Origin of the sequence: Frankia sp. BMG5.23 (assembly GCF_000685765.2) — a bacterium.
GTDB lineage: Bacteria > Actinomycetota > Actinomycetes > Frankiales > Frankiaceae > Frankia > Frankia casuarinae.
In genome coordinates this window covers 109879-126262 of the sequence record NZ_JDWE01000004.1, presented here as the reverse complement: position 1 = coordinate 126262, position 16384 = coordinate 109879, and the positions used below count along the sequence as shown (strand labels likewise).

The 16384-nt window shown below is 71.6% G+C and carries 14 protein-coding genes; 4 read left to right on the top strand and 10 right to left on the bottom strand.

What is annotated here, in order from left to right; genetic code table 11:
* Positions 1-7: 7 nt before the first annotated feature.
* From BMG523DRAFT_RS03170 to BMG523DRAFT_RS03155, 4 genes are all read right to left on the bottom strand, one after another.
* Entirely contained in the window at positions 8-1465 is a 1458-nt protein-coding gene (locus BMG523DRAFT_RS03170) for a SulP family inorganic anion transporter (protein ID WP_235462833.1), read from the bottom strand.
* A 233-nt stretch (positions 1466-1698) separates the two neighbouring features.
* Positions 1699-2514 (bottom strand): DUF305 domain-containing protein, encoded by an 816-nt coding sequence (locus BMG523DRAFT_RS03165; RefSeq protein WP_011438348.1) that lies wholly within the window; start codon positions 2512-2514, stop codon positions 1699-1701.
* Positions 2515-2554: 40 nt separating this feature from the next.
* Positions 2555-4045, bottom strand: coding sequence for an FHA domain-containing protein (locus BMG523DRAFT_RS03160; RefSeq protein ID WP_023840051.1), 1491 nt, complete (start codon positions 4043-4045; stop codon positions 2555-2557).
* A 213-nt stretch (positions 4046-4258) separates the two neighbouring features.
* Positions 4259-6043: a glycoside hydrolase family 15 protein gene (locus tag BMG523DRAFT_RS03155; protein WP_011438346.1), complete on the bottom strand. Its 1785-nt coding sequence runs from the start codon at positions 6041-6043 to the stop codon at positions 4259-4261.
* Positions 6044-6433: 390 nt separating this feature from the next.
* On the opposite strand from BMG523DRAFT_RS03155, the gene BMG523DRAFT_RS03150 reads away from it, so the two are divergent.
* Positions 6434-6982 (top strand): hypothetical protein, encoded by a 549-nt coding sequence (locus tag BMG523DRAFT_RS03150; protein WP_035909299.1) that lies wholly within the window; start codon positions 6434-6436, stop codon positions 6980-6982.
* Positions 6983-7023: 41 nt separating this feature from the next.
* Here the strand turns inward: BMG523DRAFT_RS03150 and BMG523DRAFT_RS03145 are convergent, their stop codons facing one another.
* On the bottom strand, positions 7024-7221 hold the full coding sequence (locus tag BMG523DRAFT_RS03145) for a hypothetical protein (protein ID WP_006541195.1): 198 nt from the start codon (positions 7219-7221) through the stop codon (positions 7024-7026).
* Between the two features lie 401 nt (positions 7222-7622).
* On the bottom strand, positions 7623-9332 hold the full coding sequence (locus BMG523DRAFT_RS03140; protein ID WP_011438343.1) for a dolichyl-phosphate-mannose--protein mannosyltransferase: 1710 nt from the start codon (positions 9330-9332) through the stop codon (positions 7623-7625).
* A gap of 40 nt (positions 9333-9372) precedes the next feature.
* Between BMG523DRAFT_RS03140 and rsmI the strand changes: the two genes are divergently transcribed.
* Complete coding sequence (rsmI, locus tag BMG523DRAFT_RS03135) at positions 9373-10287, top strand: 16S rRNA (cytidine(1402)-2'-O)-methyltransferase (RefSeq protein WP_035732497.1); 915 nt, start codon at positions 9373-9375, stop codon at positions 10285-10287.
* Between the two features lie 13 nt (positions 10288-10300).
* Here rsmI and BMG523DRAFT_RS03130 read toward each other — a convergent pair whose 3' ends face one another.
* Both BMG523DRAFT_RS03130 and BMG523DRAFT_RS03125 read right to left on the bottom strand, forming a co-directional pair.
* The gene (locus BMG523DRAFT_RS03130; RefSeq protein ID WP_023840053.1) at positions 10301-10852 is read right to left on the bottom strand and encodes a YdcF family protein; all 552 of its coding nucleotides are present in this window, start codon (positions 10850-10852) and stop codon (positions 10301-10303) included.
* Positions 10853-11021: 169 nt separating this feature from the next.
* Positions 11022-12188, bottom strand: a complete 1167-nt coding sequence (locus BMG523DRAFT_RS03125; protein WP_043590288.1) for an ABC transporter substrate-binding protein — start codon at positions 12186-12188, stop codon at positions 11022-11024.
* Positions 12189-12312: 124 nt separating this feature from the next.
* Here BMG523DRAFT_RS03125 and BMG523DRAFT_RS03120 point away from each other — a divergent pair, with 124 nt between their 5' ends.
* A complete protein-coding gene (locus tag BMG523DRAFT_RS03120; RefSeq protein WP_011438339.1) occupies positions 12313-13137 on the top strand; it encodes a TatD family hydrolase in 825 nt (274 codons plus the stop codon).
* A 116-nt stretch (positions 13138-13253) separates the two neighbouring features.
* Positions 13254-14009 (top strand): 16S rRNA (adenine(1518)-N(6)/adenine(1519)-N(6))-dimethyltransferase RsmA, encoded by a 756-nt coding sequence (rsmA, locus tag BMG523DRAFT_RS03115; RefSeq protein ID WP_304437753.1) that lies wholly within the window; start codon positions 13254-13256, stop codon positions 14007-14009.
* A gap of 80 nt (positions 14010-14089) precedes the next feature.
* Here rsmA and BMG523DRAFT_RS03110 read toward each other — a convergent pair whose 3' ends face one another.
* Both BMG523DRAFT_RS03110 and BMG523DRAFT_RS03105 read right to left on the bottom strand, forming a co-directional pair.
* A complete protein-coding gene (locus tag BMG523DRAFT_RS03110; protein ID WP_011438337.1) occupies positions 14090-15115 on the bottom strand; it encodes a tryptophan--tRNA ligase in 1026 nt (341 codons plus the stop codon).
* Positions 15116-15226: 111 nt separating this feature from the next.
* The gene (locus BMG523DRAFT_RS03105) at positions 15227-16201 is read right to left on the bottom strand and encodes a ribose-phosphate diphosphokinase (protein WP_011438336.1); all 975 of its coding nucleotides are present in this window, start codon (positions 16199-16201) and stop codon (positions 15227-15229) included.
* Between the last annotated feature and the right edge of the window lie 183 nt (positions 16202-16384).

Genomic DNA, 16384 nt, shown 5'->3' with positions numbered 1-16384 from the left:
CTCGACCTCACCGGACGCGGGTCGGTGCCGGTTCGGTCGGTGCCGGTTCCACCTGCGCCGGCTCGGCGGACAGCTTGTGCAGCAGAGCGGCACTGCGGGCGTTCACCCCGACCAGGTTCACCTGCGTGCCGCGTTCGCGGTACTTCGCGCGCACGTCGTCGAGGGCGGTGACCGCCGCCGAGTCGAGAAGGTGGGCCTCCGAGAGGTCGATGACCACCCGTTCGGGGTCGCACGCGTAGTCGAAGGCGTTCACCAGATCACTGGTCGATGCGAAGAACAGCGTGCCCTGGACGACGTAGATCCTCTCCCGGCCCTCCGGGTCGAGCACGCTGGTCACCAGCGCCAGGTTCGCGGCCCGGCGGGTGAACAGCAACGCGGCCAGCATGACGCCCACCCCGACGCCGTAGGCGAGGTTGTGGGTGGGCACCACGACGGCGACGGTCGCCACCATGACCGCGGTCTCGCCGCGGGGCATCCGGCGCAGCGTCGAGGGCTGGATGCTGCGCCACTCGAAGGTCATGACCGACACCAGGATCATCACCGCGACCAGCGCCGACATCGGGATGACCCGCACGAGGTCGCGCAGCGGGACGACCAGCATGAGCAGGAAACCGCCGGCGGCGAAGGTCGACAGCCGGCCCCGCCCGCCCGAGTTGACGTTCACCATCGTCTGGCCGATCATGGCGCAGCCGCCCATCCCGCCGAAGAACCCGTTGACGATGTTGGCGACACCCAGGCCCCAGGATTCGCGGTTCGGGTCATGCGTGGTGTCGGTCAACCGGTCCACGATCTGCGCGGTCAGCAGCGTCTCCACCAAGCCGACGGCGGTGAGCGCCACCACGTACGGGGCGATGATCCGCAGTGTCTCCCAGGTCAGCGGCACGTCGGGCACACCGGGGACGGGCAGTGAGCTCGGCAGCCGGCCCTCGTCGCCGACGGTAGGGACGGAGATGTCGAAACCGGCGGTGACGAGGGTGAGGACCGCCACCGCCACGAGCGGCGGCGGGACCGCTCTGGTCAGGCGGGGGAGAGCCAGCAGGATAGCGAGGCCCGCGGCGACGAGGGCGTAGACCTGCCACGACTTGCCGATCACGTGCGGCATCTGCGCGGTGAAGATGAGGATGGCCAGCGCGTTGACGAAGCCGATCATCGCGCTCTGCGGGACGAACCGCATCAACCGTGCCACCCCGAGCCGGCCGAGCACAAACATCAGCAGGCCCACCCCGATGGTCGTCGCCAGCAGGTAGTTCAGGCCGTGATCGCGGACCAGGGGGGCGGCGACGAGGGCCATGGAGCCTGCCGCCGCCGAGATCATCGCCGGGCGTCCGCCGGTGAACGCGATGACCACCGAGATGGTGAACGACGCGAACAGACCGACCTTCGGATCGACCCCCGCCACCACGGAGAAGGAGATCGTCTCCGGGATCAGCGCGAGCGCGGTCACCAGGCCGGCGAGCAGTTCCACCCGGATGTGACGAACTCCCGGCCAGCGGCCGGTGCGGCGGCGGGAGTACCAGGGGCCGCTGGGGGCCGTCCGGCGAACGGAGCCCCCGGCGTCGGCGGCCTCTCGGGCGGTTACATCAGGCACGGCGGCGGCCTCCCCTGCCCTGCGACGAGGGGGCTGCCTTCCCCGAGTCCGGTTAGTCCCACCCGACTATACAAAGCCGGTTTCGTCGTGACAGTAGGTGGGTTCGCCGGTCAGGCCCGAGGCGCGCCGAGGCGTACCAGATCGCGCTGCATCTGGTCGATCTCCATTGACTGGGCGAGCACCATCGCCCTGGCCATCGCCCGTACCCGGTCCTCACCGGCGTGCATCGCCGCGTACTGGGCCATGGCCAGCCCCCCCTGATGGTGGTGCACCATCAGGGTAAGGAAGAGGACGTCGAGGTCATGGCCCCGGATCGAGGCCAGCCGTTGCAGTTCGGCGGGGGTCGCCATGCCCGGCATGCGCGCGGTGTCCCGCGGGTCGCTGGACGCGTCCTGCGCCGCACCCCCGGCCAGGCCCGGCAGGTCCATGCCGGGCATGGCGGCGCCAGGCCCGGCATGACCGTCATGCCCGCCCGAGGCGCCGTTGACGGTGCGGGAGTCCCGCATCCACCGCATCGGTGTCCCGGAGGTGGACTGGGGCCGCCCCCATCCGGACAGCCATGAGGACATGATGCCGATCTCGCGTTGCTGGGTCAGCGCGATGTCCTGGGCCACGCTGCGGGTGTCCTGGTCACCGCCGTGACTGAACTCGATCATGGCCATCTGCACGGCCTGGGCGTGATGCTCGGACATGTCCCGGGCGAAGCCGACATCGACCGACCCCTCGTCCGGTGACCGGCTGGCGAGGTTGCCCAGCGCCGCGCCGGCCGCCAGCAGGCCGGCCAGCACGGCGAGCACCATCGGCGTCCACCACAGCCGGCTTCGGGCCCAGCGGCGCCGCGGCCGCGCGTCACTCCCGCGCGCCGCATCGCCATCGCTGGCCGGCGGGTCGTTGCCGGCTGGCCGGTTGTCGTCCGTCGTCGTCATGATCCCCTCGGCTGGGCGGGTGGGTTGCCCGGGCAGGTGGTCAAACGTGCAGGTGGGAGTTGAAGACGAACGTCCGCTTGCCCACCTGCACGCGGGTGCCGGGGATCAGGGGAGCCGGCTGGTGCGGGCTCAGCGGCGTCCACACGGTCGCCTCCGGCGGGGCGATGTAGGTGCCGTTCGCCGAACCCTGGTCGGTGATGACCGCGTCCCAACCGTTGAGGGTGATGACGGCATGCACCCGGGAGACGGCGCTCTCACCGTCCTCGACCGGCAGCGCCCGTGCCTTCCCGGCCCGGACCGCATCGTCGCGGTCCGGCTGGCGGCCGATCACCAGGTCCATGTCGACGTTCATGGTCTGGCCGTCGTCGAAGACGAGGACGCCGACGGGCGGCCGGGGACCCCAGACCGTGCGGGTGTTCTGCTGGGCGAGCGACAGGCCGCACTCGGAGCAGTACGGCGCCTGCGGGTGGTTGAAGTGGCCGTTGGCGCACAGCACACCCTCGACCTGAGGCTCGCCGCTGCTCGGCAGCATCGTCGGTGCCTCGTCGTCCTCGATGAGGTCGGAGACGGTGAAGCTCTGGCCCGGGAGCTGGGTCAGGGCGTCGTGCTCGTCGTCGGTGAGGTCGTCGCCCAGACCGTCGGAGAGGCCCTCGCGGTGGCCGACGGGCCCGGCGTGGCCGTGCCTGCCACCCAGATCGCTCCCGGCACGCGGGACCGAGTCACGCTGGGCCAGCTCGGTGGGCGGATCTTCGTCGAGCTCGTCGAGCTCGTCGAGGTCGGCCGCCTGCGTCGGTTCGGCGGCGGCGCGGCGTCGATGGGCCTCCTCCTCCTTGCTGAGCAGGGGGGCGAGCGCCGGCGGGGTGGTCGGCATCGGATCGGGGGCGCGGGTTCCCGGCGTGGGGATGGGCGCGGCGCCGGTCATCGGCTCCCGGACCGGATCGAATCCGGCGAGCAGCTGCTCGGCGGAGGCCTTCGGCGCGGGCAGCGACGGCGTGTCGCTGAGCAGCAGACTCACCCCGATCCCGGGCACGGCCCCGATGCGCAGGTCAAGCGGGAAACCGAGATCGCCGAGCCCGCCGGGGAAACCCGTCGGCCCGACCAGGCCGGTGGGGCCGACGTCGATCCGGCTGATCTCGGTGGGCAGTAGCCGGTCGACCCACGTGGCCGAGTCGACGCCGGAGAGCGTCACTCCGCAGCTGCCCGTCGCGACGACGTCCATCGCCCCGTGGACCAGCGCGGCGACCCGGTCATTGACCGTGGTCAGCAGGCTGAAGTCGGGCACCCGATCCGGATCGGCATCGGCCAGCAGCCCCGCGACCCGACGCACCAGCCGGCGACCCATGGTCGACGCGGTGGCGCCCACCTCGGCAGCGACCTCGGCGCACAGCGCCAGCAGCCTGGTGGTCGTCTCGGCCGTCTCCGCCCGGCCGGCACAGGCGACGATGAGTGCGCCGGGCAGCCGGACGACCACTCCCGTCCGATCTCCGCGCCCGGATTCCACGACCACCCGGAAACGGTCCAGTCCCGCCATGACCTCGCCCCTCGTATCCCGCACCCCGGAGGATCCCGACCTTGAAGGATCCCGCATTCCGAACATCGGTGCCGATCTTCAGGCTATCGGCTCCGGTGCGTGTCCTCGCCGCCTATCCTGCCGTGCCGCGCCGGCACCGGAAACCGCCTGTGGTCACCGCGCACCTGTGGTCACCGCGTACCTGTGGTCACCGCGCACCTGTCCTCGGGTCGGTCACCCCAGCGCGCGGTCGAGATGGATCGCGGCACTGATCAGGGCGAGGTGGGTGAACGCCTGCGGGAAGTTGCCGAGCGCTTCCCCGGAGGAACCGATCTCCTCGGCGTAGAGCCCCACATGGTTGGCGTAGGTGAGCATCTTCTCGAAGACCATCCGGGCCTCGGCGACCCGACCGGCCCGGGTCAGTGCCTCCACGTACCAGAACGAGCACAGGTTGAAGGTGCCCTCGTCACCCGTGAGGCCGTCGCTGCCGTCCGCGGCGTACCGGCGCACCAGACTGTCGCTGACCAGGTCCCCGCTGAACCGTTCCAGGGTCGACAGGAACCGGGGGTCGGTGGGGCCGGAGAACTTCACCAGCGGCATGCACAGCAGGGATGCGTCCATCCGTGGTGAGCCGGGGAACTCCATGTAGGCGCCGCGGGCGGGGTTCCACGCCTCGTTCTGGACGAACCGGTAGGCCCGCCCGGCGTAGTCCTTCCATTCGTTCGTCGGCCCGGGCAGGCCGCGCTGGCGCGAGATCCGGCAGGCCCGTTCGAAGGCGACCCAGGTCATCACGGCCGAGTAGGTGAAGCGCTGGCGCCCACCCCGGGTCTCCCAGATGCCCTCGTCCGGTTCGTCCCAGTGCCTGGCCAGCCAGTCGAGCTGGCGGCCCAGCGCCTCCCAGAGCTGGAAGGAGATCGGGACCTGCTTGTTGTACAGGTACACCGAGTCCATCAGCTCGCCGTAGATGTCGAGCTGGAGCTGCGTGGCGGCGGCGTTGCCGATGCGCACCGGCTTCGAGCCGCGATAGCCGGACAGCTGGTCGAGGACCAGCTCGTCCAGGTCGGCGTTGCCGTCCACGCTGTAGAGCACGTAGAGCCCGCAGTGCTTGGGTGCCTCGTGACATCGCTGTTCGAGCCAGTCCATGAACGCCGCGGTCTCGTCGGTGAATCCGAGCGCCATCAGCGCGTACACCGTGAAGGCCGCGTCGCGGATCCAGGTGTAGCGGTAGTCCCAGTTGCGCACGCCGCCGAGCTCCTCGGGTAGCGAGGTGGTCGGCGCGGCCACCAGCGCCCCGGTGGGCCGGTAGACGAGCAGTTTGAGGACGAGAGCGCTGCGTAGCACCATCTCCCGCCACCGGCCGTGATAGCGCCCGCGCCGGATCCAGGCCTGCCAGTAGTTCAGCGTCCGGGTGAACAACGTCTCCGCCTCGCCGATGATCAATGGGCGGATGGTCGAGTTCCATTCGAGCACGATGTCGGCACACTCGCCCATCGCCAGCTCGAACTCGGCGACCACGGCCGTGGCCTCGACGCGCAGCGGCAGGGCCGTGCGCAGCACAAGGGTGCCGGCGGTCGACTCGAACACCGCGCCCGAACCAGGCACCAGGGTGACGGTGTGCGGGGCCCGGCCGTAGTCGAACCGGGGGTCGCAGCGCAGCCGGAACGTGGCGGTTCCACGCACCGCTCGGGCCTGGCGGACCACGACGTGCGGTGTCTCGGTGACGTCGCTGTCCACCGGGACCATGAAGTCGATGACCTCACCGACCGCGCGGGGGGCGAGGAAACGGGTCATCAGGATGTTCGAGTCGGGGAGGTAGAGCTGCCTGGCCCGGGAGTCCGGACAGTGGATACGGAACGATCCGCCACGGTCGGCGTCCAGCAGACTCGCGAAAACCGACGGCGCGTCGAAGCGCTGCGGGCAGTACCAGTCGATCGTGCCGTCCGTGGCGACCAGGGCCACGGTACGCAGGTCGCCGATGACCGCGTGCTCTTCGATGGGCGGATAGTCGGTGTCGGGCATTCGTGGGCTCCGCGAAGCGTGACCGGCCGAGGTCGGCCGTGGGGGTTGCGGACAGGGGGGAGGATGGACCGTGTCGCCGCGGCCCGCTAGGAGCCGCCCGCGTCCTCCGACCGCCGCCGGTCGCCACGCGATTCGGTGGCAACCAGGCGAAGGTAACCCGTGGCGGAGTCCACGGGACCATCACCGGGCATAAGCCACAGTGGCCGCGGCGAGCCGGTGAACGTGCGATGCCGGCGGTGGTTCGCGGCCACATCGGTGGCTACCAGGATCGTTGGCACCGGTTCACCGGTGCGAAACGGTGGTTCCCGGCGCGGGTGTGCGGGTGTTGCGGATGCGCCCTGGTGGGGTCTCGGCGCTCGGGCCCTCACAGTGGCCACCTACGATCACGCCATGGCCGCCCACCCGCCGATCGCCGAGGACGGTCGTGCCGCGTTGGTGATGTTCGCCCGGGGTGACCGGGTCTTCCCCGTTGACGACCTCGGTGGCGGGGTCTGGTCGCGGCGCGGCACGGTACTCGCCGTCCACCCGGCCGGCCGTCGCGAACCGGCCGGGAACGCCGACCCCGTGCGGGTCGAGTCGGCCCGCGGCGTGACCCCCGTCACGGCCCGAGCGACTGTGCTGTGGGACGACGGCACCGCGGAGGTGATGGCGGAGGACCAGCTGTGCCTCGTCTACGACCAGGAGGCACCCGTCGGTATCCGGGTCGTCACGCTGCCGATGGTCGAGCCGGTGGACGTGGTGCAGCACGGTGGCCACGTCGTGCTGGTCCTGCGCGACGGTCTACTGACACCCGCCGACGTGGAGATCCTGCGCGGCAAGCTGCGCTCGGTGCGTGCGGCGCTGGCCTCCACGCGGCCGGATCCGTCGTCCGTCGCCGAGCTGCGCCGCCGGGATCTCGACCTGCTGCGGGCCCTGATCGCCCAGCTGACCGGGGGATAGCCCGACACCGGGGGGACAAGCCCGGCTCGGTGCCGGATGGCTCAGGACGTCGAGTAGGGGCCGGGGCGCACCCCGGGGCCGTAGGCGTTGCCGTTCATGCCGGCTCGCGGCTGCTCGGTCATCGCCTGGCTGACCTTCGACGCGATCGCCTCCGTGAGCCGGATCGCCTGGGTCAGCGACAGGTTCAGCACGATCTCGCTGTCATCGGTCATCGCGAAGCGTACCGACACATCCGCCATGGTGGTTCCTCCCAGTCTCGGCCCGCCCGACACCCGTCTCCGGTGGTTGGAGGTCGGAGGGAGGCCCGTTTGGGCGCTCACTGCCGCACGGCCTCGGGGCATGGTGACCACCCCACCCTCTCGGATCGACTTCTCGAGCTGTACGCGACCCCCCCGTTCAAGGGCCAGGGCGGTGCTGCTAGTGGCATCCTGGTCCGACTCTTCGTGACCGTCCAACTTCGATAACCCCTGTCGCCGCGGCTGTCGCCGTTCCAGCTTGCCGATTCGTAATGGTTGCATCGCCTACGGTGGTGATGCCACGAATGGGGTGCGGAGCCGTGAGTCGGATCACGTTGAGGCGACGCCGTGGGGCCTCGTCGGGGGTCCACGGGTCGGCGCTGTGGGCCTGGTGTGGTGTCCTGTCAGATCCAGCCCGGGAACCACATCCGGGCGCGCCACGAGGAGTAGGGGATCACCTCGGCGGCCAGGATCGGGTAGAAGTACGCGAAGAGCAGCACGACGATGATCGTGTAGACCCCGACCGACAGCGCCCCGACCAGGCGGCGGGTCTCCGACGCCTCGCGCGGGCCGAGGACGAGCCCGGCCAGCGCCGTGATGGCGAGGACCAGGAACGGCAGCGACGGCAGCGCGTAGAAGAAGAACATCGTGCGGTTCGGGAACAGCAGCCACGGCACGAAGGCCGAGCCGAACCCGACCAGCACCAGGGCCGCCCGCCAGTCCCGCCGGGAGACCCACCAGGCGAGCATCGCGACCAGTGCCGCCGTGCCGACCCACCAGATCGCCGGGTTGCCCAGGGCGATGACCTCCCGGGAGCAGCCGGCCGGATCGTGGCAGCCCGAGGTCCCGTACGCCGGCGAGGAGTAGTAGTACGCGACCGGCCGCGCCATCACCAGCCAGCTCATCGGATGCGACGCGAAGGCGTGCCCCTCGTGGAGTCCCTCGTGGAACTTCAGCACCGCCATCTGGTACTTCCACCAGCCGTGCCACGCGGCGCCGAAACCGTTGCCGTAGTAGTGGCGGTAGTAGCCGCCGTCGGTGACGAACCAGCCGGTCCAGGTGGCGAGGAAGGTCACGATGGGGACGAGTACGAACGCGGCGAACCAGGCCGGGCTGTCCCGGCGCAGTGCTCCCAGCACGGGTCGGCGGGCTCCGCCGGTGCGCCGTGCTCCGATGTCCCACGCGAGGGCGAGCGCCGCGAAGCCGATGATCGTGTAGAGGGCGCTCCACTTCACCCCCATGGACAGTCCCAGGGCCGCTCCGCAGGCCAGCCGCCAGGGGCGGAACCCCAGCCGCGGCCCGTACATGTCGAGGAGGCGGTCGGCCCGGGTGGGCGGAGCCGTCGTGGTCGGGCCGCCGTCCGGGCCGGCGTCCGTACCGCCGTCCGGGCCGGCGGCCTCGTCCCCCAGGGGTGCTGAGCCGGGGCTGGAACCAACCGGTTCCAGCCGGTCGGCGAGCCGGCGGCGGCCGTCGTCCCGGTCGAGCAGCAGACAGGCCAGCGCTACGACGACGCCGGTCATCAGGAAGATGTCGAGGATCCCGATGCGGCTCTGCACGAACTCCAGCCCGTCGAGGGCGAGGAGCAGACCGGCGAAGCAGCCCAGGAGCGTGGAGCGGAACATCCGTCGGGCGGCGCGGGCGAGGACCAGGACGGCGAGCGTCCCGAACAGCGCGGACGAGAACCGCCAGCCGAGCTCCGGACTGCCGTGCGGGACCCCGGCACAGTCGGTATAGCCGAACAGGCCCTCGGAGGCGGCCATCAGCCATTTGCCGAACGGCGGATGGACGACGTAGGCCGGACCGGAACAGGTCGTCGAGTTGATCTCATACCCGGCCGTCAGCAGGCCCCAGGCGTCCTTGGTGTAGTAGACCTCGTCGAAGTAGATCCCGCGGGGCTCCGTGAGGTGCCAAAAACGCAGCAGCCCGGCGACGATCGCGACGGACAGGGTCGCCAGCCACCCCATGAGCGGCGACCGCGGCATCGGTGGACACAGCCGCTCACGCACCGAGAGCGCCCGACCGCCGGCCGGGCCGGCGGAACCCGGGCCGGTCACCCGCGCCGCGTCCCCGCGACCGGTCGCCGTCCAGGGCAGGTGAGCCGTCGTCGCCGTCACACCGATCAGGGTAGGTCCTGGCTCCTGACAGACTGGTCGGGTGTCCGGGACCCTGGTGCTGTGCGGTGCCCCCATCGGCGACGTCCGGGACGCCAGCCCTCGGCTCGGCGAGATCCTCGCCACCGCGGATGTGATCGCCGCCGAGGACACCCGCCGGGTCCTACGGCTGGCGCACGCGCTCGGCGTGACGGTGTCCGGGCGGATCGTGTCGTGCTACGACGCGGTGGAAGGCGCCCGGGCCGCCCAGCTCACCGACTACCTGCGCCAGGGCGCCACCGTCGCGCTCGTCACCGACGCCGGGATGCCCGCCGTCTCCGACCCCGGGTTCCGGGTCGTGGCCGCGGCCGCCGCCGCGGGGATGGCCGTGACCGTCGTTCCCGGTCCGTCCGCCGTCACCGCGGCCCTGGCCGTCAGCGGGCTGCCGACGGACCGCTGGACCTTCGAGGGCTTCCTGCCGCGCAAGGGCGGCGATCGGCGTGGACGCCTTCGCGACCTGGCCGGCGAGCCGCGGACGATGGTGTTCCTGGAGTCCCCGCACCGGCTCGTGGCCGGCCTGCGCGACCTCGTCGCGGCCTTCGGCGCCGACCGGCCGGCGGTGCTCTGCCGCGAGCTGACGAAGACCTTCGAGGAGATCGTCCGCGGCGACCTCGCCGATCTGCTCGGCTGGGCCACCGACGGCCGGGTCATCCGGGGGGAGTTCACGCTGGTGGTCGCCGGCGGTGCCCGGGGCCGGGCCGAGCCGAGCGGGGCCGAACCAGGCGGGGCCGGGCTGAGCGGGGCCGAACCGATCATCGACGGCAGGATCCTCGTCGCCGAGGTAGCCCGACGAACCTCGGTGGGGATGTCCCCGAAGGACGCGCGCAAGGCCGTGGCCGCCGAGTACGGCGTCTCCCGCAACGAGGTCTATGCCGCGGAGCTCGCCGTCCGGGCCGGGGACCGGGCTGGCGGGCGCTGAGCACGGTCGGCGGTCAGCAGTGGCGTTGGAGAACGAGGGCCTTGCCCAGCGCCGCCCACTCGTAGGCGATCACGTACGGCCAGGCCCGGCGGGGGGGCGGGACCCCCTGCATCCGCGTCTCGCCGTCATAGCAACGGGCGAGGCGCAGCCGGGCGCGCGTGCTCTGCGAGGTCGAGGCGACGACTATGAGTGAATGCCACCCGCGGCGTGCCGCCGCCGCGGAGGTCCACCGCGACTCGCCCTGGGTCGTCCGCGGATCGGGCGAGAAACAGATCACCTCCACCCCGGGAATGGGCCCGGGGCACGGGTCCTTCTCCGTCGGCGCCGAGACCGCGAGCACGGGTGCGTAGCCGGCCCGCGCGAGTGCGACGGCGCGTTCGAGCCGTCCCGGGCTCCCGGCGAACATGACGATCGCGTCCACCGGGGCGGGAGCATCCTGGTGCGGAAAGACGAACAGCCGGGCCGTCGCCACCGCGAAGGCCACCGTCAGGCCGCCGAGGATGCCCACCGCGGCCCGGCGGCGCCACGGCCTCGTGGGAACACGACCGAGTGGACCCGCCGTCATGTTTCCCCCTCCGCGGCCCGCGCAGGTGCCGCCGTAGAGCTTCTCAGTACCACGGCGGCACCCGAACCAACCACCGTTCACCCGCTCCGGGTGGTCCACCGCTCCGGACGGTTCACCCGCTCCGGACGGTTCACCCGCCCCGGACGGTCCGCTGGCGGCGGAGAGCCACTCACGTGGTGGGGAGTGTGCGTGAGGCCGGAGGCGTCCGAGGCTGCGTGGGCGTGGGCGTGGGCGTCCCCGGCGAAGTCCGAGACGCCATCCCCGGTCGGCTGGTGAACAGCCGGGGATGGGCGAACGGTGCCCGCGCCGACTCACGGGGCCAGACCGTCCGGGAGGCACCGGCCTGCCACTGCACGATCGGGATCTGGTGGCCGACCTGGAGCCCCGTCGCCTCGTCCAGCCGGAAGCGACCGAGCAACGTGGTCGTGTCGATGCCCCGGGCGGCGGCGAGCACGGAGGCATCCTGCACGCCTCCGCAGTAGCGAATGGCCCGTCCCAGGATCAACCCGGTGACGTAGGCCCAGGCCGCCGTTTCGGTCGGCGCGACGCCGTGCAGGGCGGTGAAGTCGGCGGTGAACTCCCGCGCGGTCGGGCCGGTCGCGGTCGGCTGGGTGCTCTCGGGCATCCAGCTGCCCGGCGCCAGCAGCTGCTCGCGCAGGTCGCCCAGGCTCGCGGTGGCCTGCGCGCTGACGGCCGTGGAGAAAGCGGCCGCCCGCCACGGCCGGCGCAGCAGGATGTTCGCCGCCGCCAGCTCGTCGTCCGGGCCGGCGTGGACGATGAGGATGTCGCCCGGGGGCAGCCGGGTCGCGGCGAGGGCGGCCTTGCCCGGGGGGAAGACGTGCGAGGCCACCTCGAACGACTGCGCCACCGCGGCGGCCTTCGTCACCGATGTGATCTCGACGGCGGTGTCCCCGGAGGCGAGCAGGACGACCTTGCGGGCCCGTCGATCGGCCGCCCGTACGGCGGCGAGGACCCCGCGCGGCCAGGTCGAGGTGGCCGCGGCGATGTTCACGACGTTCGGGAACGCCTGCCGGACGAAGCGCGTGGACGGGGCGCCGGTGTTGAAGACCACCCGGTCCGTCGAGGCGCAGGCCGCGAGTGCCGCCCGGTGGCCGTAGGGTCCGAGCAGGGCGTCCGGCCCCGCGGCCACCGCGGCGCGCATGGCGGCGGCCGAATCGGGATACGCGTCGTAGGCGGTGAGACTCACCTCGTCCCAGGGCAGTGGGAGGCGTTCGTCACGCGCCCACAGGGTGACCCCTCGTAGCCCGGCGAGGCCTTGGGCGGCATCGGGACCGGTCAGCGGGGTGACCAGGGCAACGGTCAACGGTGTCGTCATCGCGTGGGGTCCTTGCGCTTGCTCACCCGATTAGCGTCCCATGCCGGGTTGTCTGGCACACCCGGCGGCGGTCGTAGACTTCAGACCTCAGGAAACGAAGGGCGGGCACGAGAGGGCGGGTGAGGTGGCGCGAAACTCTGGCCGGTCGGGTGATCCGCCGCCACCGCCGGACCCTCTTCCCGTGGCCGTGGTCGACAGCCACTGTCATCTCGACCTGATGGGCACCGAAGTTCCGGCGGCGATCGCGGCGGCCCGGGCGGTCGGTGTCACGCGGGCCGTCACCGTCGGCATCGACCTGCCCACCAGCAGATGGCAGGCCGAGGTTGCCGCGGCGCATCCGGAGATCTACGCCGCCGTCGCGATTCATCCCAACGAGGCGGCCCGGGGGGTCACCGAGGAGACGTTCGCCGCCATCGCCGAGTTGGCCCGCGCCGATCGCGTGCGCGCGGTCGGCGAGACGGGCCTGGACTACTTTCGCACCCCACCCGAGGCGCATGCCGTGCAGCAGGAGAGCTTCCGGCGCCACATCGCGATCGCCAAGGAGACCGGCCGGGCGCTGATGATCCACGACCGGGACGCCCACGACGACACGCTGCGTATCCTCGCCGAGGAGGGCGCCCCGGAGAAGGTCGTCTTCCACGCCTTCTCCGGGGACACGGCGATGGCGAAGATCTGCGCGGACGCCGGGTACGTGATGTCGTTCGCCGGCAACGTCACCTTCTCCAATGCCGCCAATCTGCGGGAGGCGGCGGCCGTCGCTCCGGCGGATCTCATCCTGGTGGAGACCGACGCGCCGTTCCTCACCCCGACCCCCTGGCGGGGCCGGCCCGGCGGCCCGTACCTCATTCCGCTGACGCTGCGGGTGCTGGCCGAGACCCGCGGCGTCGGCGTCGCCGAGCTCGGCACGCACATCGCCGCGAACGCGGAGCGGGTGTTCGGGCCCTGGTAGACACCGACGCGCTGTTCTCGCCGGCTGAACTTCGGGCCCTCGCGCACGAGCTGGGCCTGCGGCCGACGAAACGGCGCGGACAGAACTTCCTCGTTGACGCGAACACCGTCCGCCGGTTGGTGCGGCTCGCCGGCGTCGGCCCGGACGACACGGTGCTGGAGATCGGGCCAGGACTCGGGTCGATGACCCTGGGGCTCGTCGAGGCGGCGAAGGCCGTCGTCGCCGTCGAGGTGGATCGCCCCCTCGCCGCGGCCCTGCCGGTGACCGTGGCCGCCCGGCTGCCGGCCGACGTCGCCGAGCGGTTGCGCGTGGTGGCCGCCGACGGTCTGCGGGTCACCCTGGCCGACCTGCCCGCCGACGTGGCCGCGCCCGGGGTGCTCGCCGCGAACCTGCCCTACAACATCGCGGTGCCGCTGCTGCTCGGGCTGCTGGAACGGCTGCCCTCGCTGCGCCGTGGGCTGGTGATGGTCCAGGCGGAGGTTGCCGACCGGCTCACCGCGCCGCCGGGCAGCCGGGTGTATGGGGCGCCCAGCGTCAAGCTGGCCTGGTACGCGCACGGCCGGCCGGCCGGCGCGGTGCCCAGACCGGTCTTCTGGCCGCAGCCGAACGTTGATTCAGGGCTGGTGGCCTTCGCCCGCAGGCCCCTGCCCGGTCCGGCGCGGCTGCGGGCGGACGTGTTCGCCGCGATCGATGCCGCGTTCGCGCAGCGCCGCAAGACCCTGCGTACGGCCCTGGCGCCCTGGGCCGGATCGCCCGCCGCCGCCGGGGACTTGGCGCGTGCCGCCGAGGTCGATCCCGGTGCCCGGGGCGAGACCCTCGACATCGCGGCCTTCTGCCGGCTGGCCGCTGCCCGCGCCGCCCGCTCCGACTGAGCCACCCGGCGCAACTGAGCCACCCGGCGCAACGGCGGGGAAGGGCGCAACGGCGGGGAAGGGCGCAACGGCGGGGGAGGTCAGAGGTGCGAGATCCCGATCGCGCGCCGGACGCCGGCGAGCACCGGCCGGGCCCGGTCGCGGGCCCGCTCGGCACCCGCCGCGAGGATGCCGTCCAGCTCGCTGTCCGGGGCGATGAGCTCGGTGTAGCGCTCCCGCAGCGGTGACAGCCAGTCGTTGAGCGTCTCGAACAGGGCGTTCTTCACCTCGCCCCACCCGGTGCCGCCCTGCTCCAGACGGCCGCGCATCTCCTTGATCGTTTCTGGAGTCGCGAAGTTCTCGAGCAGAACGAAGGCCGCGGAACTGTCCGGGTCCTTCGGGTCCGCCAGCGGTGTGCTGTCGCTCACGATCCCACGGACGAGTTTCCGTAGCTGCTTCTCCGGCGCGAAGAGGGGGATTGTGTTCCGGTATGACTTGCTCATCTTGCGGCCGTCGATGCCGGGCAGTACCTTCGCCGAGCTCCCGGCCGGGAGGACCACCTCCGGGATCTTCAGGCTGAACACGTCGCCGAACAGATGGTTGAAGGAGCCGGCGATGTCGGCGGCGTATTCCACATGCTGCGACTGGTCCTGGCCAACGGGGACCACGTCGGCATTCATGATGAGAATGTCGACGGCCATCAGAATCGGATAGTTGAACAGGCCCATGTTGATGCCGGCGTCCAGATCGGGGACGCCGGCCTCGGCGTTGCGGTCACGGGCCGCCTTGTAGGCGTGGGCCCGGTTCATCAGACCCTTGCCGGTGACGCAGGACAGCACCCAGGTCAGCTCGAAGATCTCGGGGACGTCGGACTGGCGGTAGAAGATCGTGCTCGTCGGGTCGAGCCCGAGCACGAGCCACGTGGCCGCCACCGAGCGGGTATAGCTCGCCAACTCCTCGCGACTACGCACGGATGTCAGGGCGTGATAGTCGGCGACGAAGTAGATCGACTCGTAGGCCGAGGTGAGCTCCAGCGACGGCCGGATCGCTCCGATGTAGTTGCCGAGGTGCGGCTCGCCCGTCGGCTTGATCCCGGTGAGAGACACCTTCGGCTGTTGCGCTGCCATGGCAGGGCAGTCTACGGACGCGGGGCGGCCGCCGGGACGCCCCAGGTCGTTCGCCGCGGCCGTTCGCCTGCCCGCGCCTGTCTCGCGGCGGGGTGGGGATGCGAGCCTCGGTCAGGCGTCTCCGCCGAACAGGCCGGTCACCGACCCGTCCTCGAACACGGCCTTGATGGCCGCGGCCAGCAGCGGGGCGATGGACAGTTCGGTGATCTTGTCGATGCGAGCCTCGCTGGGCAGGGGCAGCGTGTTCGTGAGGACGACCTCGCTGATCTCCGAGTTCTTCAGCCGGTCGGCGGCGGGGCCGGAGAGCACGCCGTGGGTTGCCGCCGCGATGACGCCCGCCGCGCCGTGCTCCTTGAGTGACTCCGCGGCCTTCGTGATCGTGCCGGCAGTGTCGATCATGTCGTCGACGATGACGCAGGTCCGTCCGTGCACCTCGCCGACCACGTCGAACATCTTCACCTGGTTGGGAACGTCCGGGTCACGCCGCTTGTGGATGATGGCCAGCGGGCAGCCGAGCCGGTCGGTCCACCGCTCGGCCACGCGGACCCGGCCCGAGTCGGGGGCGACGACGGTCACCTCGGACGTGTCCAGCTTGGACTCGATGTAGTCGGTGAGCAGCGGCAACGCGAAGAGATGGTCCACCGGCCCGTCGAAGAAGCCCTGAATCTGGGCGGTGTGCAGGTCGACCGACATGAGCCGGTGCGCGCCGGCGGTCTTGAACAAATCGGCGACGAGGCGGGCCGAGATCGGCTCCCGGCCACGGTGCTTCTTGTCCTGGCGCGCATAGGGGTAGAAGGGCGCGACGACGGTGATCCGTTTGGCGCTGGCCCGCTTCAGTGCGTCCACCATGATCAGCTGTTCCATCAGCCAGGTGTTCACCGGAGCCGAATGGCACTGGAGCACGAAGGCGTCGCAGCCCCGAACCGATTCGGAGAAGCGGACGAAGATCTCGCCGCTGGCGAATTCGTAGGCATGGGTGGGGACGGGCTCGACGTCGAGCGCGGCCGCGACCTCCGCCGTGAGGCCCGGGTGCGAACGTCCCGCGAAGAGCATCAGATTGCGCCGGTTCTCGGTCTGGTAGGCCACCGCGTACTCCTCGGGCGTGACGGGATGATCGGGCTGGCGTGATCGGGCTGGCGGGGGCAGCCCCCGGGCGGGTGACCCGTCCGGGGGAACGGCCGTGAGGCTGCACGGTTCAACACTCGGGCATACCCGGCCCCGCCCCTGTTTGCGCAGGCGGGATGGTACCCACGTGCCCGGATCGCCGCC